This is a genomic window from Brevundimonas sp. TWP3-1-2b1 (genome assembly GCF_049896165.1).
GTDB lineage: Bacteria > Pseudomonadota > Alphaproteobacteria > Caulobacterales > Caulobacteraceae > Brevundimonas > Brevundimonas subvibrioides_B.
Genome location: NZ_JAFCTT010000019.1, coordinates 1 through 25,668 on the forward strand (window position 1 = coordinate 1; position 25,668 = coordinate 25,668).

The window sequence follows — 25,668 nt, forward strand, 5'->3', positions numbered from 1 at the left end:
CTGCACGTGATGCTTCGGCGCGAGGGCCATGCGGTCAACAGGAAGCGGGTCCAGCGGATTTACCGCGAGGAGAAGCTGATGGTGCGCCGGCGCGGTGGACGCAAACGCGCCATGGGCACGCGGCGTCCGCTGGAGGTTCCCCTGGTGGCCAACCAGCGCTGGTCGCTGGAATTGGCTGCTACGCGCCGCCCTTCGGGTCGTGTCCGACCAGATGACCGACGGGCGGCGGTTCCGGATCCTGACGGTGATCGACAACTGCACCCGCGAGTGCCTTGGGCTCGTCGCAGACACCTCGCTGTCGGGCCGGCGGGTGGCGCGAGAGCTGGACGCAATCATGCTCCGGCGCGGACGACCGGACACGATCATCAGTGACAACGGGACGGAATACACGTCCAACGCCATCCTGGCCTGGGCCGACGAGACCGGCGTGGGCTGGCATTACATCGCGCCGGGCAAGCCCCAGCAGAACGGCTTCAACGAGAGCTTCAACGGCCGTTTGCGCGACGAGCTGTTGAACGAGACGCTGTTCCGCTCCCTGCCGCACGCCCGCGTCGTGCTGGACGCCTGGCGGCGCGACTACAACGAAACCCGGCCGCACTCGAAGCTGGGATGGCTGACGCCCGAGGCCTATGCCAAGGCGCTCACCGGACACATCGGCCGGCCTGCTGCGCTGGTTGATGGCTGCTCAGACCGGCCTATTGCCAACCCCACCAACACCAGTTCAGATCACCCAAGGACTCTCGTTATGGCTGGATGAGAAACGGGGGTCACGTCAGACGATGGCCTGCCTGTTGCCTCTGAGGGAAGAGGCACACTTTGGGGTTTGACGCCGAACCGCGTTCAAGCGACCTTTGTTTTACGAGGGGCGACCTCATGGCGGCCTTCGTCAGACAAAATGCTTTGCGGCCCGGCGCCGCATGGCGTTCATGGACCTCCGATCCGCGAGGGAAGAAAGCCATGAACCGCGTCCTGACGACCATTACAGCCTCCGCGACCCTGTTCGCCGCCGCCCCCGCTTGGGCCTGCATGCCCATGCCGCCGCATGGTGCCTCCGAGATCGAGCGGGCCAGAGCGGTCTTTGTGGCGCGTGTCACCGAAACGGAGCGGCTGCCGTCAGCGCCCTGCGAGCGCGACTTGCGTCGCGCCGGTATCCAGGACGGCATGCCGGGCAGCCGGAGCTGCGAGGCGTTCGGCAAGGCGACCCTGGAATCCATCTTGGTCGCCAAGGGCGAGGCGTTCGTCGAGACGCCGGTCGTGGTCGACTGGAACACCCAGCAGTTTTGCGACGTAGGCTGGACCCCGATCGTCGGCGATGTCGTGGTCGTCCTGATCGGCGACGGCGTCACCCAGCGCCCCACCGCCGAGGTTCGCGCCAGCCTGCAGTCCACGCCCGAATTCCAGGCCCTGATCGCTCAAGCGACTACGGCCCAACACTGACCTCAAACGTCCAAGGCCGCATGACGCAGACCCTGAGAACCAAAGTCCTGATCATCGGTGCCGGCACCTGCGGCTATGTCGCCGGCATCCGCTGCGGCCCGCTGGGTCTGGAGACGGTGCTGTCAGTCCAACGCTAAAACGTCTCCACTTATGACGGTCGAAGCCGCTGTTGGAGATGATATTTCGTGAAGCCGATTTCGTTCAAGCGCCACCGTTTTCCGGCAGATGTGATCCGCCATGCCGTCTGGCTGTACTTCCGCTTCAGCCTCAGCTTTCGTGACGTCGAGGAGCTCCTGGCGCAACGCGGGATCGACGTCAGCTAAGAGACGATCCGCTGCTGGACGATCAAGTTTGGACCGCTGATCGCGAGGCGGCTCAAGCGCCGTCGGCCAGCTCCATCGCCTCGCTGGCATCTGGACGAGATGGTCTGTTCGATCGGCGGAAGGCGGATGTATCTGTGGCGCGCCGTCGACGACGAAGGCGAGGTCCTCGACCTCTTGGTCCAGCGCCGGCGGGACACGGACGCTGCGTTGAAGCTGCTCAGGCGGCTCCTTCACAACCAGCCGGTCGAGCCCCAGACGATCACGACCGACGGCCTGGCCTCATACGGCGCGGCTCTGGATCAAATAGATTTGAGGCATCTCCATCGACCGGGCCGGCTTCGCGAGAACAATCGGATCGAGAACTCCCACCTGCCGATCCGACGACGGGAGCGGCAGCATCAGCGGTTCAAATCCCAAGCCTCAGCCCAGAGATTCCTCACCACCCACGCGGCGATCTACAACGCCTTCAACATCCAACGCCATCTGATCAGCAGACCCACACTTCGCCGCTTCCGCGCCGAAGCGGCGACCGCTTGGGCGGCGGCGGCTGCCTGAATCGAGACGGGTAGGGCGCTTTTCGACTTCGCCCGGTTAACCTGTCAACGCCGTCAAAGCCGTTCACCTCGTCCCGAACAACCGATCGCCTGCGTCGCCGAGGCCCGGGACGATGTAGCCGTGGTCGTTCAGGCGCTCATCGACCGCCGCGGTCCAGACGGGGACGTCGGGGTGCCAGCCGCGCAGCCGCTCCAGTCCCTCGGGTGAGGCAACGAGGCAGACGAAGCGGATGTTGGTGACGCCGCGCTCCTTCAGCCGTTCGATGGCGGCGACGGCGGTGTTGCCGGTGGCCAGCATGGGATCGATGACCACGCAAAGCCGCTCGGCCACGTCCTCGGGCGCGCGGAAATAGTACTCGACTGCGTCCAGCGTCACGGGCTCGCGGTACAGGCCGATGTGGCCGACGCGGGCCGAGGGAACCAGTTCCAGCATGCCGTCCACGAGGCCGAGGCCGGCGCGGAGGATGGGGACGAAGACCATTTTCTTGCCCGCGATGCGCTGGCCGGTGGTCGGGCCGACCGGGGTCTCGACCGGATAGTCCTCCAGCGGAAGGTCGCGGGTGACCTCGTAGCAGAGCAGGGTCGAGATCTCGCGCAACAGCTGACGGAACCGGGCCGTCGAGGTGTCCTTCGACCGCATGATGCTGAGTTTGTGAGCCACCAGCGGGTGGCCGACGACGGTGACGCCGTTCATCTTGAAGGCGGTGTTCGACATCAGAATACGGTCCCGTCGGAGAGGATGGTCAGGGGCGGCCCACCGCCCTCACGTCGTTCGCCGGCCGCGCGACGGCCGGCGGCCCAGGTGCCGCCCTCCAGCACGCTTGCCAGGGGCATGGCTTCGGCGCTGACGCCCAGCTCGGCCCTGACCAGTGGCGCCAGCTGGTCCAGCAGGGCTACGGTCATGGCGCGCCAGCCGACCACCAGCGGATCGGACACCGGCCAGGGTTTGGCGGCGTCGCCCGGGTCTTTCAACGTCAGCACGCCGAGGTCCATGAACAGCCCGCCGTTGCGGTATTCGGCGAGGCCGGTCAGGCCGTCGAGATCGGTCACCTGCACGCCTGCGGTCTGCAGCGGCTCGACCAGAGAATAGCTGAGCCACTGCGACAGTTTGTGGATCGGCACGAGGCCGTCGGTGGCGTCGTCGCGCTTCATCGCCGGGTGTCGCCAGCAGTCGCCGAGATCGACGCCGCCGAGGTTCAGGCGGTCGCGCCAGACCGGACCTAGGGCCTCAAGCAGGACCTCGAGGATGACCGGAGCGGGCAGGCGGTCGTGTTCGTCGGCGCGGTCGACCATGGCGTCGAACAGGCCGCCGGGCCGGGGCTCTTCCTCGACGGCGAACAGGTCGGGCTCGGCGAGGCAGGCCTGACCCAGACGGCGCAGCAGGGCGGCGCGGCCCTCAAGCCCGACCAGCGGATTCTTGTCGGTGACCTGGAAACCCCGGGCCAGGTCGGCGGCGGTCAGGAAGGTGAGAGCCACGGCATCGACCCGCCAGGGGTCGTCCTCGGTGACGGAGAAGGCTCCGGCCTCGAACATGCGCAGGGAGGCGATGGCGAGACCCTCTGACCGGGTCAGGGTGCGGCCGGTGCGGGCGTCCTGATAGGACCAGTCCGGACCAGAGCCGGCGTCCAGCAGGACGGAGACGATGGCGAGGTCGAACTCGGTGCGGGCGCGAGAGGCCGGATCGAGCCAGTCGCGGACTTCGGCGACCGGGCCCCACAGATCGACGCCGTCGACCGCGAAATGCCGCCATCGCGCGTGGAAGGGCACGGCCAGGGTCGGATACTGGTCGCGGATCACCGCGGCGACATAGCGCGCGGTCTCCGGCAGACGGTCGAGGTCGACGGTCCAGTGATCGAGGCCGTCCGCGACGCCGATCGCGAGCATCTCATGCGCGCGATCGCGGATGGCGGCGGCGTTCAGCAGGCCGTGCGCCTGCTCCGTCTCAGAACTGCTCAAGGTCGCGGCCCACCACGCGGGTCAGATCCTCGGCCGACGGCGGCGCGTCGGGCGTGAAATAGCCGGCGGCCTTCTTGGCCTCCATCTCCACCGAGGCGTCGGGCGGTACCAGATAGTCGGGGATCGGCACCCGTTCGCCGATCTCGATGCCCGAGGCGGTCAGGGCGTCGTGTTTCATGTTCGACATGGAGACGAAGCGGTCGATTTTCGTGATCCCCAACCAATGCAGGATGTCCGGCATCAGTTGCTGGAAGCGGGCGTCCTGGACTCCGGCGACGCATTCCGTGCGCTCGAAATAGGTGGCCGCCTGGTCGCCGCCCGGCTGGCGCTTGCGGGCGTTGTAGACGAGGAACTTTGTCACTTCCCCGAGGGCCCGGCCCTCCTTGCGGTTATAGGCGATCAGGCCGGCCCCGCCGTTCTGGGCCTCGCGGATGCATTCCTCGATGCCGTGGGTCAGATAGGGGCGGCAGGTGCAGATGTCCGAGCCGAACACGTCCGAGCCGTTGCACTCGTCATGGACGCGGCAGGTCAAACGGCGCTTCGGGTCTGTGATCGCGGCCGGATCGCCGAAGATGTAGAGGGTGATCCCCCCGATCGGCGGCAGGAAAACCTTGATATCAGGGCGGGTCACCAGGTCCGCGTACATGCCGCCGGTCTGTTCAAACAGGGTGCGACGCAGGGCGGTCTCGGTGACGCCGAAGCGTTCGGCGATGCCGGGTAGATACCAGACCGGATCGATGGCGGCTTTGGTCACGGCGACGTCGCCGCTCTCATGCACGATCTGGCCGTCGACCTTGAGCCGCCCGGAGGTGATGGCCTCGCCGATCTCGGCCAGTTGCAGCCGGGCGCGGGTGACGGCGATGGTGGGGCGGATGTCGACGCCGTCGCGCAGCTCGTCAGCGAAATCCTCGGCCACGCGAGCGCCCCACGGATCGAGCGAGACGATCTTCGAGGCGTCGGTCCACTGCGGGAACGGCCCCATGGGCGTCGTCGGCGAGGTGTTGGTCAGGTCGGGCCGGTTGTTCGCACTCATGGCACCCGACGACACGGCCAGGGCGCGATAGACCGAATAGGCCCCGCCGTGCGCCCCGATGGCGTTGCGGTCGCTGCCCGAGTTGAAGGTGCCGATGACGGGCCCACGTTCCCTGGCGGTGGCTGCGCCCCAGTCGATGGGAAAGCGGCTGACGGTGCCCGCGCCGGGGTGGGAGTTTAGCCGGATATGGCTCGGTCGGTTGGACATGCTTCCTCACTCGAACCGGCTTGTTGTTTTTGTTGCGCCGGACTCTTCAGGACATACCCAGTCGCGCATTCTGTCCAGTGGTTATGGGGTTGTTGTCAGGATAAGATTCGCAGATCTCTAGCCACGGTCCGATCTACAACAATTTCAATCTGCAATCCCATCTGATCGCCCGAGCCGGCCTTCGCACCCTGCGGGGGCAGGCAAACGACGCCTGGGCAGCGGCGACCCGAGCCGACGGAAGCGGGAAGGGGACGAGCGTTTTCGGCTCGGCCAACTTAACGTGTCAGTGTCCGCTCGAAGAAGCTCACGATCGCGGTCGTGGAGCGGATGCGGTTTGGCAGTTTCCTCCAGCCGTGCCCCTCGTCCGGGAACAGGACATATTCTACCGGCACGTTACGCGCGCGCAGGCTGTTGACGATCTGCTCGGCCTCGACCACCGGCACGTTGGTGTCGTTGGCACCGTGCAGCACGATCAGCGGGGTTGTGACGATGTCGATCTTGTGGATCGGCGACAGGGTCCTGAGCATGTTGCCCTCGGTGACCGGATCGCCGTATTCGACGGTTGAGATGGCGGCCATCCAGGGCTCGGTCTGAGCGAAGAAAGTTTCGAAATTCACCACGCCGAACAGATTGGCACCGCCCGCGAACATGTCCGGATATTCCGTCACGCCGGCCATGACCATGTAGCCGCCGTACGACCCGCCCATGATGCCGAGCCGTGCCGGGTCGGCGATCCCGGCCTCGACCAGATGATCGGTGGTGGCCTTGATGTCGCGGACGCCATCGACGCGCAGCGGGCCGTTGTCGAGGTTCATGAACCGCTTGCCGAAGCCGGTCGAGCCCCGGACGTTGGGCGCGAACACGGTGATGCCCCGAGCGACCAGTGCCTGGGTCACATCGCTGACCGAGGGTCGCGACTGCCCCTCGGGTCCGCCGTGGTAGTTGAACACCACCGGGCCCGGGCCGGTGACGCCGCGCGGCCGGTATAGCCAGCCAGAAAGCTCCAGCCCGTCATGGGCGGGATAGGCCACCAGCGTCGGTCGCACGAAGCTGGCAAGATCGACGCCCTCGTGGGGGCTGAAAGTCAGCTGGGTGATGGCGCCGCTGGCGATGTCCAGGCGATGGATATCGCCCGGCCGGTTCGCACCCGAGCCCGACAGAGCCAGAACTGTACCGTCGCGTGACATGGCCGCGCCCGAGACGATATCGACGGGCAGCGTCGGGCCGGCCGTCGCCGCTCCCGTCGCGGTGTCCAGCCACGCCATCTCGCTGCGGCCCGCCGCATTCCAGATCAGAGCGGCGCGAGATCCGTCCTCGGACAGCACGGCGTTCTCGGCTTCGGCGTCGGCGCGCTCCGTCATGATGCGGATGGGTCCGGGCGCGCCGTTTTCGGCCAGGTCGATGACGCCGAAGGCCGAGCGGTCGCGGCCCCCGTTGGAGATCACGTGGATGCGGCGGCCATCCGGCGAGAACTCCCCCCAGCCGAACGAACCCGTCCCGGTGTGAGGAGTCAGCAGTGTCTCGGTCCCGCTGGCCAGTCCGACCAGATACAGGTTGTTGTCGCCTCGGCTGATCAGCCGCGACAAGACAGCGAACCGGCCGTCAGGGCTCAGGTCCGTCAGCTGGGCGCGTCCGGGTCCTGCACCGACGAATGTCGTCTCCCCCGTCTCCGGATCAATCAGCATAGGCTCGAACCGGGCCGCATCGCGCCGGTTCGAGGCGCCGATCACCCAGCGGCCGTCGTCGCTCCATCCGCCCAGCGCGTTGTTCTCGCGCCCCCCCGGCGTCAGCCGGCGCACCTCGGAGCCGTCCGGCCGGCTGACATAAAGCTGCACGTTCAAACCACCGCCCGGCGCGACGTCATAGGCCAGCCAGTCGCCGGTCGGGGACCAGTCGACCGACTGGACGGGGTCGCTCAGGTTGGTCACCCGGGTTTGGCGACTCCCGTCCGAATTCATGACCCACAGCTGGGGGATCCCGCTCGCGTTTGAGATGTAGGCTATGCGCGACCCATCAGGGGAAAACCGTGGGCCGCCGGCCGATCGTATGCTGGCGATGGCCTCGACTGCCCTCGCCACTGCCGGGTCCGGCGCGGCGGTCGTTTGCCCGCCGACTGGCGTCGCTGCGAGGGTGAGGGCGGCGAGCAGTAGTGGAGCGAGGCTGCGCATGAATCCGACCTTTGCAAATGCGGTCGGTTACCGTCGCATGGGCCAGGATCGCCGACAATCGGCCTTGGGCAGCGAGGCCCTGGACCGCTGCCGACCCCGAACAGTCCTTCGGCGGGTCCGGTTTGCGGCGCTAGCCCCAATGTCTGGTTTGGGGCCGACAGCCAACCGCTGAGTCCGACCCATTGCGGACATTTCTGCTGCCGGTGTTGGGCATTGGCCCGTCACTTCACGTCAAGACTGAGACTTTCCATGATTGCCACTGCGTCCCAATGGCTTGTCGTCGTAGCCGGCCTTTGGCTCATAGGTTTGGGCGTCTTTTTGCTGACCCAACCGCGTCAGGCGCTTGCGGCGCTTGGGCAGATGGGCGGCTCCCCCACCGTCCACAGTGGCGAGATGGCGGTGCGTATCCTCGCTGGTATTGCCATGGTTTTCGCTGCGGCTGCGTCCCTATTTCCGGTCGCCATCGTTGTTATCGGCAGCTTCCTGATTGTCTCGGCTCTGGTGCTACTATTGCTCCCCCGACGCTGGCATGCCGCCTATTCGACCTGGTGGTCACGCCGCATCCCAGTCGCCGCCGTCCGCCTGATCGCTCCGATGTCTTGTGCCATGGGTGGGGCGCTGATCTGGATCGTGGTCTAGGTCGCCAGGACCGCACCAATGTCTGCTCACCACCGATGCTGTTGAAAAAGTCCGACAGCCTGCCGTGATCGGCCTTTTTTTCCCGATCTGGCACCGCTGCGAAAAACTAAGCGATTGATTTCGTTGGGGCGAGATTTCGTGACCAGCACGCGGTTTGCGCGGCTTCAGCGGTCGCCGGACTTTTTCAACAGTATCCACCCCGAACCGACCTTGGCGAAGTCCGCTTCCGGCGTGCTGCTCTAATGTCCGGTATTCGGTGGGGTGCCAATGACGGGACCCGACCCCTCGCACACCTTGAGCAAGTCCGCTTTGCGGGTCTGCAATCGAGCGCCGTCTACACCCGACGATTTACCGATGGCATTCGTCCCGTGATCTCACAGGCTGCCGATCACCTGTTTCAGGATGTCGGCAGCCGATCGGTCACGCGGCGAAGGCGGGGCCTGAGCGTCTTGCACAAGCGACAGCACCAGCGGCAGCCAGCCGTCCCGCAGATCAGCCTTCAGGAGCGCCAGCGACGGGCGAGCCTCGAGAGTCACCTTCTCGATGCCCGGAGACAGGGCGGCGCACAGGTCCGGCGGCGCTATGACCAGATATTCGCGGCAAGACAGCGGGCGGTCGGCGTGGATCGAGCAGGCCTCGTCCTCCAGGAAGGGACAGGCGACGCCGGCGGCGAAATACTCCCGCGCGATCACCTGGCGATCGTCGCCGTCCGGGTCCAGCCGTTCCATCAGGCCCATCGGTTCCAGGACGTCGAGGGCCGCGTCGAAGCGGCGGCGCACCCGCTCGCGACGGGGCTCGGGCATCGCCTCGACCAGCGGGGCCAAGGCGCGGGCCTCGGCGGGGGCGACCGGCGCCATCTGGCGGCAGCAGGCGCCGCAGCCGGCGCGGCAGGAAATCTCCCGCCCCTCGGCCTCGACCCGGTGCGGGGGCGTCCCGCGTCGTGCGCCGGCGCGCCCGGGTTTCGCCGCCGGCGGGACACAGAGGCTGCACTGAAGCTGCTCAGGCGTCTCCTTCACAACCAGCCGGTCGAGCCTCAGACGATCGCGACCGACGGCCTGGCCTCATATGGCGCAGCGCTCGATCTGCTGGATTTGCGCCACGTGCATCGGCCCGGCCGGCTTCGCGAGAACAATCGGATCGAGAACTCTCACCTGCGGATCCGACGACGAGAGCGACAGCAGCAGCGGTTCAAATCCCAAGCTTCAGCCTAGAAATTCCTCGCCACCCACGCGGCGATCTACAACACCTTCGTCATCCAGCGTCATCTGATCAACAGACCCACCCTTCGCCGCTTCCGCGCCGATGCGGCGACCGCTTGGGCGGCCGCCGTTGACTGAACCGCGACGGGCAGGGGGCTTTTTCGACTTGGCGAAGTTGCCCTGACAAAACCTGGCGCGCCTTCACGCCGGGCAGGAGGCGACCTCAGCGGACGTTCGCCGTACCCACTCGATCCAGACCGCGACGGGTCGATCCGTCGCCTCGGCCAGCGTCGCTGACGGCCGACAGAAGCGGGGATCCATCAGGCTGGCGATCCCGAGCGTATTCACCGCGCCGACCCGGTCCCACATTCCCGCGTAGCCCGGCTGGCCGACCCGCGCTCGATCGGCATCGAACTTGATCCGGGAGTTGACGAACTCCTCGTGAGTCAATCGACCTTCGGCATAGGGCAGGAGCCAGGTGGTGGCGTCGCGGGGGCTTGCCCCGGCGGCGTTGCGCCATCCGAACCAGTCCTCGCCGTGGACCTCCGCGGCCAGGGCGGCCGTCAGCAGGGGATCCAGGTTGTAAGTGACATAGTGGATAGCGTCGCGCTCGTGGAAGTCGTGGACTGAACCGTCCGCCAGGATGTTGGAGCTGACGTGGCGACGGTAGGCCGCGCGCGCCCGCGCGATCAGGGTGGGTTCGCCGATGCGGTAGGCGGCCAGGGTCGCGAGTTTGATCCGGTGGCTCTGCCAGTTGGTTTCGGCGTTGATCGGGGCACCGTCCATGGCGTCGAGGTAGCCGACCGCCAGATCCCGCCAGAAGTCGTCGATACGGGCCCGTCCCCCCGGGCTCAGGGCGTCGTCGACGAGGTCGGTCGTCATGATCAGGGTGTCGAAACCGGTCTCGTCGATCGGGTTGAACGACCAGCGATAGGTCGTCGCCCACGCCGTCAGATAGGTCTCGGCTCGCTCGGCATAGCGGGCCTCTCCCGTCAGACGGTAGGCGAGGGCGAGGGACAGGGCGACGGGGAAATCCTCGCGCGCGCGGCCGCTGATTTCGCGGATTCCCCGTCCCGGCAGGGTGCCTTCGGTGTGAAGGACAGGGATCGCGCCGGGCGGGCGGGTCAGACCGATCGCGGCAAGCTGCAGTGCGGTTGCCGCCGCCGGAGTCTCGGCTTGGGCGCGCCAAGTCTCTGCCGGGCCGAGGTCGAACAGGGCAAAGGCTGCATCGGCGGGTGCGGTGAGGCTGGACGAGGCGGCGTCGGCCTGTGCCCAGGCCTCGACAGGCCCGGCGGCGACGAGCGCGATCGTGACGCCGGCAACGAGAAGCGCCTGACCCAACCCGGCCCGAAGCCACGAGCGCGTCCTGCGGGATGCGGCGGGCCCTACCACCGGCGTTCCGCCAACTGGGCCGAGGCCAGAAGCAGGGCTCCCATGCTTTCGTCGTCGGCCTGCAGGGCGGCGAGACCCTCTGTCGAACGAAGGGCGTCCCAGCCCCTTAGCGCGGCGGCCTCGCCTTCGTTGAAGCTGAGCATCCCCGTGTTCAATCCCCACGTCAGACCATACACGTAGAGAGCCGAGGCCGATCGGTCGACCGGCGCGGTCTCGTCGCCCAGGGTTTCGCGCCACCATCCTTCTGCGCCCTGCGAGCGGACGATCGGACGGGCCATCTCGCGGTACAAGGCCACGTATTCGAGCCGTGCCGGGTCTTCGGCCGGCAGGGTGTCGATCATCCGGGTCAGGGCGGCGAAGGCAGTAGCGTTCAGGTGGGCGTCGAGGGGGCTCCGGGTGACCGTGCCGGTGTCGGAGTGGAACATCAGGACTTCCCGGTCGAACAGGACCTGGGCCATGCGGCGGAACGGCGGATCCAGGGCGAGGATGCCCGTGCGCGCCGCCTCGCTGTCCCCCGGGCCGGCCCAGAGAGTGGGGGCGTCGAGCAGATCGTCGGCGCGGCAGGCGTCGCCCGCGCACAAGGCGTCCCAGTCGATTCGGGCGGGGGCCTGGACTGCGCGTCCGGCGACGGTGGCGGCGGTTTCGTATCGGGCGTCGCCGGTTGCCCGGGCCAGCGCGTCCAGCCCGAGTGCCAGGAAGGGGCTTGCCGGCGCGTCGTTCGCCGACAGCCGACGATCGGCGAGGGGACGAACGACGGCGAGGATCTGATCCCTCCAGGGGAGGTCGGCCGTGGCCTGCGCGACCGGTGCGCCGACCGCGCTTGTCGCGCCGCACGCTGCGAGGGCAGCGGCCAGTGCGCACCCGACAAGGCGGATCGAAATCCTAGCGCCCATAGGGGACCTCGTTGTTCTGTCGGCTGATCTCCGGAGGCTGGCCGTCGAGGATCAGCCGGACCCGGCTGCCGTCCGGCACGACGGCGGGCAGGGACAGGTTCACGGCCTGGACCTTGGGTCGAAGATCGTCGGGGGCGGGCAGGGCGGGCATCCCCGCCTCGGCCAGCACGGCGCCCCGCGCGCTTTCGAGGATCACGCGACCCGGCGGCGAGGCGACGGCACCCAGGCCGTGGACGGTGACGGTCAGGCTCTGGCCGTCTGTGGTCAGGTCGGACGGCCCGATCCCCACATCCGGCCGCGTGGACATGGCGGGACCGGCCTCTGTCAGTGCGAACTCCAGAACGGTCGCCCCGGGTGCGAGGACGACCGGCAGGGCGTCTCCCGGACCGAAGGACACGCTCTGGGCTTCGCCACCATCCGGGCGGTCGTCGCCATCGGCGTCGCGACCCTGACGGACGCTCCACTGGCCGGGTCGGATTTCTCCGCCGGAGATCGCGGCTTGGACGGGTCGGTTCGACAGGTTCCAGACGACCACGCGGAAGCCGTCCGACGCCGGCTCGCGCACCAGAATGGCGGTTCGAAGCGCGTCTTCGGGATCGTCAAAGCGCCAGATGATCCTGTGGCCGGGGACGATCCGGTTGCGGGCATGGGCGACGCCGCCCAAGCGGGCGCGCTGCAGCTGGACGCTGGGCACGTCCACGCGGTCTGTCCACCAGTGGTCCTCGGTCTGCATGCTCATCCGCACGGCGCTCGAATGGATCTCTCGGGCATAGAGCCGCTCCAACGGTTCGCGGTCTCCGGTCTCGGCGGCGGCGAATGTCAGGGCGTCGGCTGGCGCGTCCGGAGCCGCGGCGAGGCTGATATACCGCTGGTGCAGGTCGGGCCGGCCAATGTCGCGGCCGATGTCGCTGTTGACGTTGCCGTATTCGTTCACGCCCGCCGGATCGCCCAGGGGGTCGAGGTAGCGCGAGGCCCCCGTCCAGCGCCAGGCGGACCAGAGCAGCATGGCCGTCGGGCCCATACCCGATCCGCGCTGGCCGTCCGTGGTCCAGTTGATGTCGGCGGGCCAGGACACCGTGCCGTCGGCCGCTGTCTGGCCGTGCGCAACATAGCCGTCGGCCAGCTCCAGCAACAGCGATCTCAGCCGGGGCGAGCCGTTGTAGTCGACCAGCAGCATGCCGGAATGCAGCACCAGGTGGGACTGGCCCTTGGACCAGTCCCAAGGGGTCTCTCGCGCGAAGATTGAGCCGCCGAAATTGTTCGAGATGATGTGGCGATGGCCCGCCGCATTGATCGCCGTGATGTCCGCATAGCGCCGCGCGGTCGCCATCAGCCGCTCCACGGCGATGGGATCTCCGCGATTCAGCAGCGCCGCCTGGCTGATGGCATTGATGCCTTCCTCGTAGGTGTGGAGTTCGTCGGTCTGGATGCGGTTCAGGCCGTCGTCCCACATGTCGTTGCGATAGCTCGCCTCGATCAGGGCGTTCAGCGAGGCGGTGAACTTTTCCGGATCAACGCCCATCAGCGCCGGGCCGACCCACTGGTTGGTCATGTCGGTATCGTCCGAAATGCCGCCGCCGAACTCGCCGTCGACCTGACGGTTGTCGATCCACCAGTTCACGAAATGGCGAACGGCCTTCAAGGCCTCCACCTGGCGGAAGGCCCACAGCGGCACGCCGGCGGGCGGGGTGGGCTGGACGAATGCGGGCAGGGGCTGTGACGCGTTCCATTCGCTCCAGTAGGCACGGCCCTCCACATTGTCCGGATCGACCCGCAACAGGTCGGTCAGGTCCCGGTAGAACCGGTCGAACAGGGCCAGATCGCGCGTGATCTGGCGCTCCTCCACCAGGAAGCCATAGCTGTCCTGGATCTGGATCAGCCGGTCGGCGACGTGCTGGGGGCGGGCCGCGTCGCGGGTCTTGAAGATCAGTCGGACCCCCATGCCGTCCAGACTTTCGGCACCAAAGTCGGGGGCGGCGGATGTGATCGTGAAATACAGGCTGTGGTCGTCGTCGAGGACGCGGTCGCGCGTGTCCAGAAACACCGTGCGGGCCTCTCCGGGCCGGACGGCGACGTTCACGTCCAGCAGGTCGCGCAGGGGCCAGGTCGGATCCTTGACCCTCAGATTGAGCGAGATAAGGCCGCTGGCGTCCGGCGTCGCCGACAAGGCAGGAATGTCGAGTACGATGCCGTCCAGCCCGCCGGCCTGCTGGAAGCTGAGGGTCGGCACATTGCGGATCAGCGGGCCGCCGGGCCGTCCACGGCGAAAGTCTATCGGAACCACGACATGGGCGATCGGCCGCTGGCCGGTCAGAGGTGTCTGGCGCGGGGCGCTCGGCGCACTGGCGGGCAGGGCCATGACCGTGTCGCGCTCCTCCAGCGGATGGCGGCCCGCGATGAAGGCCGTTACGTCGTCGGTCGCCACATAGCTCGGCTCGACCCCGCTGCGGACGACGTAGCGATAGTCGCCGATGCTATCGGGCAGATCGCCGGGGGTGACATTGTAGACGCCGATCTCCTGGATTGGGGTTTCGGGCTCCGTATTGGTGAACCGCACCGCACCGCCCCGGTGCCGTGGCAGACGCGTCGAGGTGCGTTCGACCCCGGGTTCGCGCCGGAAGAGCGCGCGCGCTGGCCCGTCGTCGATCACCTCGCTGGCGTCGATGCGTGCGTCGACAGCGGCGACAGCGCCGTGCGCCGCGCCCTGGATCTCGATCTGGTTCCAGGGCTCGTCCGGCAGGAACCAGGTCGCGGAACGCCCGCCCATGGAATAGACGTTCCAGTCCGGCAGGATGAAATAGTCGCTCCGTCCCGGCAGCCGTGAGCGGTTGTAGACCCCCGGCCAGGTCGTCTCGCGGATGCCATCGTTGCCCTTCCAGTGCCGCTGGGCGATGTCGCGCTGGTCGGTGAACTCGACGCGTCGGATCCGGGTCAGGGCATCGGCCAGATAGGGGGCGGAACCTCGGTCGAAACCGAAGCGGCGGTTCCAGGCGTCTTGCCATGCGGGCGGCGTCGGAACGGCACGGCCGGTGCTGGGGGCCTGCAGCATCGCGCGGACCTCGTCCTGTGACAGGGCGTGGTCGTAGATCCGCAGGTCGTCGAAGTCGGAGCCGCGCGTGAAGCTGTAGCGGCTGTGGACCTGGATCGGCGAGACGATGCGCGAGGCCGTGCCGAACTGATCGAGGGCGGCGTCGAGGGGCGCGGGGGTCATCTGAGCCCCGACACGCTCGCCGTCCACGAACAGCACGACGCCCCACGTCTCGTCCCAGGTAAAGGTCAGGTGGCTCCATTGGTCGGGATCCGGCACGCTGGGCAGGGTGTAGCTGACCCGTATGCGCGCCAGATTGGTGTCGGTGACGAAGGCGTCGAAGCCCGACCCGTTCCAGTCGATCCGCAGGAACGTCATATCCCAGCTGGAATGGTTAGTGAAACCGACGCGGAACAGGACGAACGGCGTGGGGCCGGTCGCGTAGCGGGCCCGCCAGTCGAAGGCGAGGGTGCCGCGCTGGGCGAAGATGTTGCCGGGGGCCGACCATGCCAGCTGCTGGTCGTCCGTTCCTTCGAGGTATCCAGCGCGCGCCCCGCCCTCGGGTCTCAGCGCCACCCGGTCGGCGAAGGTCGGCTGGGCCTGACCTCCCGCCACATCAGCCGTCAGGCTCTGGTCGGCCGTCATGTGAAACAGCAGTCCGTTGACCTGCGGGACTGGCTGCCGGGCGATTGCAACGCCGTTCAGAGCCATGAAGGCCAGCGCCGCAATCCAGCCCGTGTGAGAGATCAAAGACCGCATGGTTGTTCTCGCTTGCGGCACGATCGGGGCCGCATGTGCAACCCGGTCCGTCCCTTGCCTGGTTTCCTCGCCGGCTCTTGCTGCCGATCCTGCTGACGAATATGACACCGGTTTCCAGGAAGGGAAGCGTGCCTTTCGGAACGGTGCCCCATACAGCAACCCGTCAGTCGGCGGCGACGGCCACACCAAGTGTGCAGCCTGCGACATTGAGGCAATACTAGGCTATCCGTTCCACCTGGCCCGGTGCCGTCAGTCAGCGCCCCAGCGGCACCGTTTCGCAGAATGGGGCCTAGGCGAAATTGCCTCCCATAAGAGTGTACTGTTGCCCATCCGTAAGGACGGGGCTGGTGCTGTCAGGCGAACGATAAAAGGTCTCCGGTATTTGTGGCGTAAACCACTGACGGGGATCATATTTCGTGAAGCCGATTTCGTTCAAGCGTCACCGGTTTCCGGCAGATGTTATCCGCCATGCCGTCTGGCTGTACTTTCGTTTCAGCCTCAGTTTTCGTGACGTCGAGGAACTGATGGCGGCCCGCGGTGTGGACGTCAGCTACGAGACGATCCGGTGCTGGACCATCAAGTTCGGCCCCTTGATCGCCCGGCGGCTGAAGAAGCGGCGAGGGGCCCCGTCGCCGCGCTGGCACCTGGACGAGATGGTCTGCTGGATCGGCGGCAAGCGGATGTATCTGTGGCGCGCAGTGGACGATGAAGGCGAGGTCCTGGACCTCGTGGTCCAGCGCCGGCGAGACACAGAGGCGGCGTTGAGGCTTCTCCGACGCCTGCTACACAACCAGCCGATCGAGCCTCAGACGATCACGACGGACGGCCTGGCCTCATACGGCGCGGCTCTGGATCAGCTGGATCTGCGCCACCTGCACCGACCCGGCCGGCTTCGGGAGAACAATCGGGCCGAGAACTCCCACCTGCCGATCCGGCGACGAGAACGGCAGCAGCAGCGGTTCAAATCCCAAGGCTCAGCCCAGAGATTTCTCACCACCCACGCAGCGATCTACAACACCTTCAACGTCCAACGCCATTTGATCAGCAGACCAACCCTTCGCCGCTTCCGCGCCGACGCTGATGCCGCATGGGCGGCCGCCGTTGCCTGATCGGGCCACGGGGTAGGGGGCTTTCGACTTGGCAAAGTTAACCTGTCAGGCCCGCCCATCATCTGGACCGACAGGAAGCCGACCACGTCCTCCAGCACCTTGAACTGGGTCAGGCCATGCACGGCCTCGCGGGGCACGACGAAGCCGCCCATGCCTTCGACGTTCATCCACAGCACGCCGAACAGGGCAAAGCCGCGGATAATGTCCAGCTCGCCGATGCGATCGGACACACCGGTCGGTGCGGTCAGGTCTGTCATTTGGCGGGGTATTGTCAGGGTAAGATCCGAAGCTTCTACTTAGGCACAATTCAGGGGCACCGAGCAGACAAAAAAGCGAAGAAATTCAGCGGAGGTTGGCCGTTCAACAGACCCAAACAACTCGCCTGTTGGGCATATCATTCAACTGGGGGCGCCGATTGTGGCTTTACCCTGACAACACCCTACTAAGAGCCAATAAGACGCTCGAACAAGGCGAGCCCGCCAAGAGTCGCGCCAAGATAAACGATCAGCCAGAGACTTTGTCGATCGACTTTTCCTGGAACAGTGCTCCATCCGTTATCCGAGGTCGGCGCGCCGCTAGCCTCGAATCGAGCTCTCTGTCCTGGGATCGAATAGGGAGACCATTCGGCTTGGCGGCCCGACAAAATGCGGCTGGCGACCCAGCCAACCGCCATAGTGGTGCCGCCGCCGATCAGACAGTACCAGGGCCAAGCGATGTCGGTACGGGTGGCGACTATCCAGATCACGACGAAGCCGATGAACACCCCAACCAGCAGACCACGCTCGGTCGTATGTTTGGAAAAGAAGCCCAAGCCATACATCCCAAGCTTGGCCCCGACGAAATAGCTGCCGATCTTGGACAGGACTTCCAGGATCGAGCCGCTGGAATGGGCATAGAGAATGGCCGGGATTATGATGACCGCGCCCCAGACCAGGGTCATCCAGCGAGTGGCCGCCAGATAGTGGGCGTCGCTGGCGCCCTTTTTGAAGTACCGCTCGTAGAAGTCGACGACGCTGGCGGTCGCCATGCTGTTAAAGGCTGAGCTGAGGGTGGACATCGACGCAGCCAGTACCGCCGCCGCCAGAATGCCCAGCAGGCCTGGAATCTTCGAATCCAGCGCGAACTGCAGGATGATCTCGTTCGTGTTCTCGAACGGACGCCCCTGATAATAGCCCCAGGCCAGAACCCCGATGAAGAAGAAAAGGAAATAGATCGGGAAGGCGGCATAGCCCATCAGCAGATAGGACTTCTTGGCGTCGCCGATGGATTTCGCGCCGAGGGTTCGCTGCACCATCATCTGGTTGGCCCCATAGACGGTGACATGGAACAGGGTCATGCCGATCAGGCCGGACCAGATAGTCGTCGGAATGGTGGCATCCAGCGTCGGGTCGATGGCGCTGAGGCGACCGGCGGCCTTCAGGTTCGCCAGCACGTCGCCGATCGGCTCAGGCATCAGGACGATCAGGGCGATCATGATGACGATAGCCCCGCCGAACAGGACCCCGGCCTGAAAGACGTCGGTCCAAATCACCGCCAGCATCCCGCCCATGGTGGTGTAGATCAGGGCTAGAATGGTGATCGAGACGATCGCCCAGGGAATCGGGATGCCGGTGATGAACTGCAGCACCAGGGCGGTGGCATACAGAATCGCACCGGTCGACAGGCCCTGCGTCACCAGGAAGATGGTCGACATGACGGCGCGGGATGTCGGTCCGAAGCGCCGCTCCTGGTACTCATAGATTGAAGCGACGCCGCTGTTGTAGAAGAAGGGCAGGAAGAACGCCGTCACCCCCAGGATGACGATCGGATAGTTCAGGTGGATGGCCAGGGCCGCGAGACCATCCGAATAGGCCCAGGCGGGGGCCCCCAAGAACGACAGGGCGCTGATGTAGGTAGCGATGACCGAGACGCCGATGGCCCACCACGGGGTCTTGCCGCTGCCTACGTTGAATTCCTTGGCCGTCTTCACGTTTCGGCCGAGCACGAAACCCATCACTAGGTTGGTTGCGAGGAAGGTAAGGACTATGCCCCAGTCGAGCGGTGAAAAGATCATGCCAGGTCTCCGAAGATGTCGTAGCCGGACTGCAGCATGACGTGGGGCACGTCGATGAAGACCCAGTTTTCCTTCAGCACGTCACCCTCGCGGCGCCACCAGTCCATGACCCGCATGGTGATCTGACGCCCTGTGCCCGGTACGCCCAGCCAGGGCCCGGCGTGGGTGGCGGTGATGCTGGGCCAGCCGGTCGAGGCGACATAGGTCCCGTCGGCGAAGCGCGCCTTGTGATTGCCGCCTACCCGGTCGGGGAACGCGGTCAGAAAGGGCTGCTGGTGATAGCGCTGAAAACCGGTGACGCCCCGGTTCGAGCCGATGCCGCCGGGGCCGTACCACAGCATGTTGGGGCTCCAGTATTGTTCCATCCCCATCCGCTTCAGGTCTCCCTCGACGTATTTGTGCAGGCCGAAGATCATGGCTTCGACGACGGCAAGGGACGCTTCGGTTTCTGAATGCGGGGCCGGGTCGAAGCGGACGCCGTCCTGGGTGATGGGGGCGGGGAAGATGTCGGGGACGCCTGCGGGCAGGGCGGGCAGGGGGCTGATCCCGGCCTGGCGCATCAGGTCAATCAGGTCGTGGATTGCGAAGACCTCGGCGATCTGGTCGCCCTCGATCCGATAAAATTCGCCAAAGCGCAGATTGATCAGACCGTCCGTGGCAGGGATGCCCAGCCAGGGGCCTGTCATAGTCCCTTCGATCACGCCGAGCGCGCAGACCCAGTCGGCATCCTTGAAACGGCCCGCCATCAGGGCATAGGTCCGGCGCTGAAGGTCGGGGATAGCGGCACGGAGCGGACCGACCAGACCGGCGATCAGGCCCTCGGCGCCCTGAAGCTCGTTCATCGGGTGGACGGCGTGAAAGACGGCATCGGGCGTCATCGCCGCGCGCCACAGGGCCGCCGTCTGGATCGGATCGGCGGCATCGAGGCGCTGGAACAGCGTCCAGATCAGGCGCTTGCGGTCGGCATCGGTCATGCGAGGTCTCGGGTCATTGAGCGGTCCACCCACCATCCGCCAGCAGGCTGGAACCGGTGATCAGCGAGGCGGCAGGCGACAGCAGGAAAATGCAGGCTGCCGCCACCTCTGCCGCCGTGCCGACGCGACCCAGCGGGATGCGGTCCAGCACGAACTTGCCGAAGGCCGCGTCGGCCAGCATGGGGGCGGTCATGGGCGTCTCGATGAACGTCGGGGCCAGACTGACGACGCGGATGCCGTGCGGGGAGAGTTCGACGGCGGCGGCCTTGGTCAGGCCCTCCAGTGCGTGTTTGGTCAGGCAGTAGACCGTCCGACCCGGGGAGCCGACGTGGCCCATCTGGGACGTCATGTTGACGATCACGCCGGACCCTTGCGCCAGCATCACCTTCGCCGCCGCCTGGGCTGTCAAAAAGGCAGCGCGGACGTTGAGGGCCAGCATGGCGTCGAGGGTCTCGATATCGACCTCGGTGAAGGGTTGCGGCCGGTTGAAACCCGCGTTGTTTACCAGGCCGTCCAGCCTGTGCAGGGCCGCGAGGCGGGCGTGGAAGGCGGGGTCGGCCACGTCCATGACCCAGGGCTCGATCCGGCCGGGGCGGCTGTCCGCGAGGTCGGTCAGGTCGCTTTCAGAGCGAGCGACCGCGATGACGTCGCCGCCCGAGTCCACGACCGCTTCGGCGCAGGCGCGACCCAGGCCCCGGCCGGCACCGGTGATCAAGACGCGAAGGCCTGTCAGGTCGCTCACGCGGTGGGGGCGAGCGCGCGAGCGCTGCTGCTTGCCATCGCGCTACCCGTCCGGCCGGTGGCCATGTCCGGTCGTCGGGACACTGTTGGCAGAAGCCGGCTCATCGCACCCTCCGTGTATTCCAACGCCTATTGCATTCGAATGCAACAAATCTAGACTGACCTTAATTCGAAGCGGTGCGCAAGCGCCCAGAGCGATCCGGGAGGAAGTCTAGATGGTCCGTTGGCTGAAGGAAGGTCGCTCGGTCGAAGCCGTGAAGGCCGATGGCGCGCGTGTGCGCGAAACCGTCGAGCGGATGCTGGGCGATATCGAGGCCGAGGGGCTGGAGGCCGTCCGTCGCTATTCCCGCGACCTCGACAGATGGGACCGCGAGGATTTTCGGCTCAGTGAGGACGAGATCCGCGCCGCCTATGCCGCCCTGTCCGAGCGCACGGTCGACGACATCCGCTTCGCCCAGGCCCAGGTCCGCAACTTCGCCCAGATCCAGAAGGATGCGTTGCGCGACGTCGAGGTCGAGACCCTGCCGGGCGTGATCCTGGGTCACAGGAATATCCCGGTGAACGCGGTCGGGGCCTATGTGCCCGGCGGCAAATATCCGTTGGTCGCCTCGGCTCATATGGGCGTCGTCACGGCCAAGGTGGCAGGGGTGAAGCGTATCCTGTCGGCCGCGCCGCCTTACGACGGCCAGGCCAATCCGGCGATCGTCGTGGCCCAGCACATGGCCGGTGCCGACGCCATCCTGGCGCTCGGCGGTGTCCAGGCCATCGGCCTGATGGCGCTGGGGGCCAAGGGTGGCGCGGGGGGCGATATCGAGCCGGTCGACATGCTGGTCGGGCCGGGCAATGCCTATGTCGCCGAGGCCAAGCGCCAGTTGTTCGGCCGGGTCGGCATCGACCTGCTGGCCGGACCGACAGAGACCCTGGTCATCGCCGACGACAGCGTGGACGGAGAGTTGTGCGCCGCTGACCTGCTGGGCCAGGCGGAGCATGGACCCAACAGTCCGGCCATCCTGCTGACCACCTCCGAGAAACTGGCGCACGACACGGTCGCCGCGATCGAGCGCCAGCTGGAGTGGCTTCCCACCGCCCCGATCGCCTCGGTCGCCTGGCGCGACTATGGCCAGATCATCCTGGCCGACAGCGATGCGGAGATGGTCGAGATCGCCGATCGGATCGCGTCCGAACACGTCCAGGTCATGACCCGCGACCCGGACTATTTCCTCGCCAACATGACCAACTACGGGGCTCTGTTCCTCGGGCACCTGACCAACGTCAGCTATGGCGACAAGGTGATCGGCACCAATCACACGCTGCCGACCATGCGTTCGGCGCGCTATACGGGTGGACTGTGGGTGGGCAAGTTCATGAAAACGTGCACCTATCAGAAGATCCTCACACCGGCCGCCAGTGTCATGGTGGGTGAATACTGTTCGCGCCTGTGCGCCATCGAAGGGTTTGCAGGACACAAGGAACAGGCCGATATCCGTGTCCGCCGTTATGGCCAGAAGGACGCCGCCTGATCCATGGCCCCACGCGACCCCGATCGCCGCGCAGCACGCGCCACCAGCTATGACGTGGCCAGGGTCGCCGGCGTGTCCCAGTCCGCCGTCAGCCGCGCCTTCTCGCCCGGCGGAAGCGTGTCGGACGAGACGCGCGAGCGCATTGTGGAAGCCGCCCGCAGCCTGGGGTACCGGCCCAATGCCATCGCGCGCGGACTGATCACGCGGCGGTCGAACCTGGTGGGCCTGATCCTGCCGTCGATGGCCAGCCTGTATTATCCCGAGATCATGGTGGAGATCACCGCCGAGGTGGCCCGGCGCGGGGCTCGCGTCCTGCTGATCACCGTCGATACGGCCGCCGAAGTCGGGGCGGCGCTTGAGGGGCTCTGGAGCTTTCAGGTCGACGGGGTGATCGCCGCTACGGCCATGACGGCCGCCCAGCTCGAGGACTTCGAACTGCACCGGACGCCGGTGATCTTCTACAACCGCGCCCCGCCGCACCACGCGGGCAACTCCGTCGCCGTCGATCACGCGGACGGGGAGGGGCGGCTGGTCGAGCGGCTGTGGCAGGCTGGGCATCGGCGGTTCGCCATGATCACCGGCCCGGACGAGTCCGAAGTGGCCCAGCAGCGTGCCGCAGGCGCCCGCGCCACCCTGGAACGGCTCGGGGGATGCATCACGGCCGTGACGCCCGGCGACTATCGCTACGAGAGCGGGATCGAGGCCTTCAGTCGTCTGTGGGCCGAAGGCGAACCGTTCGACGTCGTCCTGTGCGCCAACGACGCCATGGCGCTCGGAGCCATGGACGCCGCAAGGCTGAAGCACGGGCTGCGCATTCCCGAAGACGTGTCGGTGGCCGGCTTCGACGGCTTCAACGCCGGTCGCTGGCTGGCCTATCAGCTGACAACCGTTCGCCAGCCGATCGGCGCCCTGGCGGCGGCGGCGGTCGAGATGCTGTTCGCGCGCATCGAGGATCCCGAGACTGCCCCGGAACGTCGACTGTTCAGCGGCGAGATCGTGCCGGGGCGGTCGGCCCGGCTGGCGCCGAACAGCGGCGGATGATCCCGGTCGTCCTGGCCCCGGGGCTGCTGTGCGATGGGCGGCTGTGGTCAGCGATGCGGCCGGATCTGCTCGGCGACATCATCAGCGTCGATTTCGCCGACGACGACTCGATCCAAGCCATGGCCGTGCGGATTCTGTCGGAAGCTCCCCTCCGGTTCGTGCTGGCCGGCTTTTCGATGGGCGGCATGGCCGCGATGACGGCGGCGGCCTCGTCGCCGGAACGGATCGCGGGACTGGTCTTGATTGACACCCACGCCGAACCCGAGACACCGGATCGCTCCGAACGCCGTGCCCGCCAGATCGCCACCGCCGACGCCGGCGGTTTCTCCAGGCTGGTGCGCGAGGAGCTCAAGCCCCAATATTTCGCCGCCCCAGACGATCATCAGGGCGCGCGCAAGCTGGTGTCCGACATGGCGCTGGAGGCCGGCGTCCTGCAGTTCCGGCGTCACGTCCAGGCGCTGATGACGCGACCCGATCCGGCGACCCTGCTGGAGGCCCTGATCATGCCGGTCACTGTCCTGACCGGCGAGGCCGATCGACTGGCGCCGCCGTCTGCCGCGCGACACCTGGTGGACCGTCTGCCGGACGCGCGTCTCGTTCTGATCCCCGAATGCGGCCACATGGCCCCGCTGGAAGCCCCGGCGGTCGTCGCGGCAGAGATCAATCGCCTGTGTCGCCAGCCGGAGTTCGCATGAAGACCTCGATCGACCGTATCCTGACAACCCATGTCGGCAGTCTGCCGCGCCCCGCCGCCGTCGCCGACGGCCTCTTTGCGCGCGAGGACGAGAATCCGGCTTTCAACGCCGCCGCCTTCGCGCCGGTCGTCTCGGCCGCCGTTGCCGCGGCCGTCGCGCGTCAGGTCGAGATCGGGCTGGACGTCGTTTCGGACGGGGAGATGAGCAAGATCTCCTACGCCACCTATGTGAAGGACCGGCTCAGCGGCTTCGGCGGCGACAGCCCCCGCCGGGCCCCGCAGGATCTCGAACAGTTTCCGGGATTTCTGGCACGTCAGGCGTCGGGTGGTGGCACCCCGACCTATCGCCGACCCATGTGCGTCGGCCCCATCGCGGTCGTCGACGACGGGCCGCTGGATGCTGACATCGCCAACATGACCAACGCCGTCACGGCAGCCCAGCCGACTGAGGCCTTCCTGAACGCGGCATCGCCCGGGGTGATCGCCCTGTTTCAGCCCAACGGTTACTATCTGACGCAGGACGCCTATCTGGAGGCCCTTTCGGCGGCGATGCGATCGGAATACGAGGCGATCGTGGGGGCGGGTTTTGTGTTGCAGATAGACAGCCCCGACCTGGGCGTCGGCCGACACATGATGTTCAAGGACCTGCCCGAGGCCGACTATGTGAAGGCCTGCGAGGGCCATCTGGAGGCCCTGAACGCGGCGCTCGCGAATGTGCCAAGGGAGCGGGTCCGAATGCACGTCTGCTGGGGCAATTATGAAGGCCCGCACCACTGCGACGCGCCGTTCGACACGGTGTTCGGGCTGGCGCGCAAGGCCAAGGTCGGAGCCATCCTGTTCGAGGCGGCGAACCCGCGTCACGGCCACGAATGGACCTGGTTCCGGGACAACAACCTGCCCGACGACCTGGTCATCATCCCCGGCGTGATCGATTCTACGACGAACTTCATCGAGCATCCCGAACTGGTGGCGCAGCGGATTGAGCAGTATGCGCACCTGGTCGGCCGGGAGCGTGTGATCGCGGGCGCAGACTGCGGCTTCGGTACTTTCGCCGGGTTCGGACCGGTCGATCCGGACATCGCCTGGGCCAAGCTGGGAGCCTTGGTCGAGGGGGCCGCTATCGCCTCGGACCGTCTGTGGAGGGCGCGGTGAACGTCGCCGCCGACTTCAAGCGTCGGCTGCTGGCGGGAGAGCCTCTGCTGGGCACCTTTGTCAAGACGCCGCATCCCTCTGTCGTCGAGGTGCTGGCCCAGACTGGGCTGGATTGCCTGTGCCTGGACGCCGAGCATGCGCCCTTCGACCGGGTCGATCTGGATCGGGGTCTGCTGGCGGCGCGCGCCGGGGGCATCGCCGCCCTGGTCCGCGTGGCATCGGGCCAGCCGCACGAGATCCTGAACGCCCTGGATCTGGGCGCGGCGGGGGTCGTGGTGCCACATGTCCGCTCAGCGGCGGAGGCTGAGGGCGTCGTGCGGGCCTGTCACTACGGTGCCGGCGGGCGGGGCTATGCAGGCGGTACGCGGGCGTCCGGCTATGGGAGTCCGCCGATTGGTGAGCGGCTTGCGCGGACCCGGACCGAGACCAGCGTCATCCTGCAGATCGAGGACATCGAGGCGCTGGATCACCTTGACGCCATCGCGGCGGTTCCTGGCGTGGACGCGGTCTTCATCGGCCGCATCGACCTGACGGTGGCCTTGGGCGAGACCGATCCAAAGGCGGCCAGGGTCATGACGGCCGTATCGGACATCGTGGCGGCCTGTTGTGCAGCGCGTCGCAATGTCGGCATGTTCACCCCCGATCTGGGCGAGGTGCCGAATTGGCGAGAGCGGGGCGCCAGCCTGTTCCTGCTGGGGGCTGACCACGGCTTCATCCGCGCCGGTGCTGCCCAGCTTCGGTCCGACATCGGCTTCTGAACCGGGCAAAAAGGGGGCGGCCGAAGCCGCCCCCTAGA

20 protein-coding genes and 3 pseudogenes are annotated in these 25,668 nt (G+C 66.8%); 11 read left to right on the forward strand and 12 right to left on the reverse strand.

The window, feature by feature from the left end; translation table 11 throughout:
• The 3 genes and pseudogenes from ACP7AB_RS15205 to ACP7AB_RS15215 all read left to right on the forward strand — a co-directional run.
• Nucleotides 1-757: pseudogene (locus tag ACP7AB_RS15205) on the forward strand (IS3 family transposase); the annotation flags it as partial.
• 200 nt (nucleotides 758-957) lie between these two features.
• Entirely contained in the window at nucleotides 958-1,437 is a 480-nt protein-coding gene (locus ACP7AB_RS15210; protein WP_425992940.1) for a hypothetical protein, read from the forward strand.
• Nucleotides 1,438-1,622: 185 nt separating this feature from the next.
• Nucleotides 1,623-2,315 (forward strand): annotated as a pseudogene (locus tag ACP7AB_RS15215) (IS6 family transposase).
• A 63-nt stretch (nucleotides 2,316-2,378) separates the two neighbouring features.
• Here ACP7AB_RS15215 and upp read toward each other — a convergent pair.
• From upp to ACP7AB_RS15235, 4 genes are all read right to left on the reverse strand, one after another.
• Nucleotides 2,379-3,008: a uracil phosphoribosyltransferase gene (gene upp / locus ACP7AB_RS15220; RefSeq protein ID WP_425992968.1), complete on the reverse strand. Its 630-nt coding sequence runs from the start codon at nucleotides 3,006-3,008 to the stop codon at nucleotides 2,379-2,381.
• Nucleotides 3,009-3,028: 20 nt separating this feature from the next.
• Nucleotides 3,029-4,270, reverse strand: a complete 1,242-nt coding sequence (locus tag ACP7AB_RS15225; RefSeq protein ID WP_425992942.1) for a URC4/urg3 family protein — start codon at nucleotides 4,268-4,270, stop codon at nucleotides 3,029-3,031.
• The gene (locus ACP7AB_RS15230) at nucleotides 4,257-5,510 is read right to left on the reverse strand and encodes a GTP cyclohydrolase II (protein ID WP_425992944.1); all 1,254 of its coding nucleotides are present in this window, start codon (nucleotides 5,508-5,510) and stop codon (nucleotides 4,257-4,259) included. The genes ACP7AB_RS15225 and ACP7AB_RS15230 overlap by 14 nt, the downstream gene beginning before the upstream one ends.
• Nucleotides 5,511-5,785: 275 nt before the next feature.
• A complete protein-coding gene (locus ACP7AB_RS15235; RefSeq protein ID WP_425992945.1) occupies nucleotides 5,786-7,438 on the reverse strand; it encodes a S9 family peptidase in 1,653 nt (550 codons plus the stop codon).
• A 489-nt stretch (nucleotides 7,439-7,927) separates the two neighbouring features.
• On the opposite strand from ACP7AB_RS15235, the gene ACP7AB_RS15240 reads away from it, so the two are divergent.
• Nucleotides 7,928-8,317, forward strand: a complete 390-nt coding sequence (locus tag ACP7AB_RS15240) for a hypothetical protein (RefSeq protein ID WP_425992947.1) — start codon at nucleotides 7,928-7,930, stop codon at nucleotides 8,315-8,317.
• 374 nt (nucleotides 8,318-8,691) lie between these two features.
• Here the strand turns inward: ACP7AB_RS15240 and ACP7AB_RS15245 are convergent, their stop codons facing one another.
• Nucleotides 8,692-9,333, reverse strand: a complete 642-nt coding sequence (locus tag ACP7AB_RS15245; RefSeq protein WP_425992949.1) for a YkgJ family cysteine cluster protein — start codon at nucleotides 9,331-9,333, stop codon at nucleotides 8,692-8,694.
• On the opposite strand from ACP7AB_RS15245, the pseudogene ACP7AB_RS15250 reads away from it, so the two are divergent.
• Nucleotides 9,280-9,654 (forward strand): annotated as a pseudogene (locus ACP7AB_RS15250) (DDE-type integrase/transposase/recombinase); the annotation flags it as partial. The gene ACP7AB_RS15245 and the pseudogene ACP7AB_RS15250 sit on opposite strands and share 54 nt — an antisense overlap.
• A 63-nt stretch (nucleotides 9,655-9,717) precedes the next feature.
• On the opposite strand, the gene ACP7AB_RS15255 reads toward ACP7AB_RS15250, so the two are convergent.
• The 3 genes from ACP7AB_RS15255 to ACP7AB_RS15265 are packed head-to-tail and all read right to left on the reverse strand — an operon-like array spanning nucleotide 9,718 to nucleotide 15,588.
• Nucleotides 9,718-10,857 (reverse strand): alginate lyase family protein, encoded by a 1,140-nt coding sequence (locus ACP7AB_RS15255; protein WP_425992950.1) that lies wholly within the window; start codon nucleotides 10,855-10,857, stop codon nucleotides 9,718-9,720.
• Between the two features lie 44 nt (nucleotides 10,858-10,901).
• Nucleotides 10,902-11,801: a glycoside hydrolase family 88 protein gene (locus ACP7AB_RS15260; protein WP_425992952.1), complete on the reverse strand. Its 900-nt coding sequence runs from the start codon at nucleotides 11,799-11,801 to the stop codon at nucleotides 10,902-10,904.
• Nucleotides 11,791-15,588, reverse strand: a complete 3,798-nt coding sequence (locus ACP7AB_RS15265; protein ID WP_425992954.1) for a LamG-like jellyroll fold domain-containing protein — start codon at nucleotides 15,586-15,588, stop codon at nucleotides 11,791-11,793. Before ACP7AB_RS15265 ends, ACP7AB_RS15260 begins: the two co-directional genes overlap by 11 nt.
• A 416-nt stretch (nucleotides 15,589-16,004) precedes the next feature.
• Between ACP7AB_RS15265 and ACP7AB_RS15270 the strand changes: the two genes are divergently transcribed.
• Entirely contained in the window at nucleotides 16,005-16,697 is a 693-nt protein-coding gene (locus ACP7AB_RS15270; protein ID WP_425992955.1) for an IS6 family transposase, read from the forward strand.
• Here ACP7AB_RS15270 and ACP7AB_RS15275 read toward each other — a convergent pair.
• From ACP7AB_RS15275 to ACP7AB_RS15290, 4 genes are all read right to left on the reverse strand, one after another.
• Nucleotides 16,598-16,954, reverse strand: coding sequence for a hypothetical protein (locus tag ACP7AB_RS15275; protein WP_426046181.1), 357 nt, complete (start codon nucleotides 16,952-16,954; stop codon nucleotides 16,598-16,600). The two genes, ACP7AB_RS15270 and ACP7AB_RS15275, sit on opposite strands and share 100 nt — an antisense overlap.
• A gap of 185 nt (nucleotides 16,955-17,139) precedes the next feature.
• Entirely contained in the window at nucleotides 17,140-18,750 is a 1,611-nt protein-coding gene (locus ACP7AB_RS15280) for a sodium:solute symporter (RefSeq protein WP_425992798.1), read from the reverse strand.
• On the reverse strand, nucleotides 18,747-19,724 hold the full coding sequence (locus ACP7AB_RS15285) for an ester cyclase (RefSeq protein ID WP_425992800.1): 978 nt from the start codon (nucleotides 19,722-19,724) through the stop codon (nucleotides 18,747-18,749). Before ACP7AB_RS15285 ends, ACP7AB_RS15280 begins: the two co-directional genes overlap by 4 nt.
• A 13-nt stretch (nucleotides 19,725-19,737) precedes the next feature.
• Nucleotides 19,738-20,466 carry an SDR family NAD(P)-dependent oxidoreductase gene (locus ACP7AB_RS15290; protein ID WP_425992802.1) on the reverse strand — a complete coding sequence of 243 codons (729 nt, stop codon included), beginning with the start codon at nucleotides 20,464-20,466 and terminating at the stop codon, nucleotides 19,738-19,740.
• A 214-nt stretch (nucleotides 20,467-20,680) separates the two neighbouring features.
• On the opposite strand from ACP7AB_RS15290, the gene hisD reads away from it, so the two are divergent.
• Genes hisD through ACP7AB_RS15315 form a run of 5 tightly spaced genes read left to right on the forward strand, consistent with a single transcriptional unit; the run spans nucleotide 20,681 to nucleotide 25,630 of the window.
• Complete coding sequence (gene hisD, locus ACP7AB_RS15295) at nucleotides 20,681-21,985, forward strand: histidinol dehydrogenase (RefSeq protein ID WP_425992804.1); 1,305 nt, start codon at nucleotides 20,681-20,683, stop codon at nucleotides 21,983-21,985.
• Between the two features lie 3 nt (nucleotides 21,986-21,988).
• A complete protein-coding gene (locus ACP7AB_RS15300) occupies nucleotides 21,989-23,026 on the forward strand; it encodes a LacI family DNA-binding transcriptional regulator (protein ID WP_425992806.1) in 1,038 nt (345 codons plus the stop codon).
• The gene (locus ACP7AB_RS15305; RefSeq protein WP_425992808.1) at nucleotides 23,023-23,721 is read left to right on the forward strand and encodes an alpha/beta fold hydrolase; all 699 of its coding nucleotides are present in this window, start codon (nucleotides 23,023-23,025) and stop codon (nucleotides 23,719-23,721) included. Before ACP7AB_RS15300 ends, ACP7AB_RS15305 begins: the two co-directional genes overlap by 4 nt.
• The gene (locus tag ACP7AB_RS15310; protein WP_425992810.1) at nucleotides 23,718-24,872 is read left to right on the forward strand and encodes a cobalamin-independent methionine synthase II family protein; all 1,155 of its coding nucleotides are present in this window, start codon (nucleotides 23,718-23,720) and stop codon (nucleotides 24,870-24,872) included. Before ACP7AB_RS15305 ends, ACP7AB_RS15310 begins: the two co-directional genes overlap by 4 nt.
• Entirely contained in the window at nucleotides 24,869-25,630 is a 762-nt protein-coding gene (locus ACP7AB_RS15315; protein WP_425992812.1) for an HpcH/HpaI aldolase family protein, read from the forward strand. The genes ACP7AB_RS15310 and ACP7AB_RS15315 overlap by 4 nt, the downstream gene beginning before the upstream one ends.
• The last annotated feature ends 38 nt before the right edge of the window (nucleotides 25,631-25,668 follow it).

Coding starts and splice junctions, on each gene's coding strand:
- ACP7AB_RS15210 (WP_425992940.1), top strand. CDS start 958: ATGAACCGCGTCCTGACGACCATTACAGCCTCCGCGACCCTGTTCGCC.
- upp (WP_425992968.1), bottom strand. CDS start 3,008: ATGAACGGCGTCACCGTCGTCGGCCACCCGCTGGTGGCTCACAAACTC.
- ACP7AB_RS15230 (WP_425992944.1), bottom strand. CDS start 5,510: ATGTCCAACCGACCGAGCCATATCCGGCTAAACTCCCACCCCGGCGCG.
- ACP7AB_RS15240 (WP_425992947.1), top strand. CDS start 7,928: ATGATTGCCACTGCGTCCCAATGGCTTGTCGTCGTAGCCGGCCTTTGG.
- ACP7AB_RS15260 (WP_425992952.1), bottom strand. CDS start 11,801: ATGGGCGCTAGGATTTCGATCCGCCTTGTCGGGTGCGCACTGGCCGCT.
- ACP7AB_RS15265 (WP_425992954.1), bottom strand. CDS start 15,588: ATGCGGTCTTTGATCTCTCACACGGGCTGGATTGCGGCGCTGGCCTTC.
- ACP7AB_RS15275 (WP_426046181.1), bottom strand. CDS start 16,954: ATGACAGACCTGACCGCACCGACCGGTGTGTCCGATCGCATCGGCGAG.
- ACP7AB_RS15280 (WP_425992798.1), bottom strand. CDS start 18,750: ATGATCTTTTCACCGCTCGACTGGGGCATAGTCCTTACCTTCCTCGCA.
- ACP7AB_RS15285 (WP_425992800.1), bottom strand. CDS start 19,724: ATGACCGATGCCGACCGCAAGCGCCTGATCTGGACGCTGTTCCAGCGC.
- hisD (WP_425992804.1), top strand. CDS start 20,681: ATGGTCCGTTGGCTGAAGGAAGGTCGCTCGGTCGAAGCCGTGAAGGCC.
- ACP7AB_RS15300 (WP_425992806.1), top strand. CDS start 21,989: ATGGCCCCACGCGACCCCGATCGCCGCGCAGCACGCGCCACCAGCTAT.
- ACP7AB_RS15305 (WP_425992808.1), top strand. CDS start 23,023: ATGATCCCGGTCGTCCTGGCCCCGGGGCTGCTGTGCGATGGGCGGCTG.
- ACP7AB_RS15310 (WP_425992810.1), top strand. CDS start 23,718: ATGAAGACCTCGATCGACCGTATCCTGACAACCCATGTCGGCAGTCTG.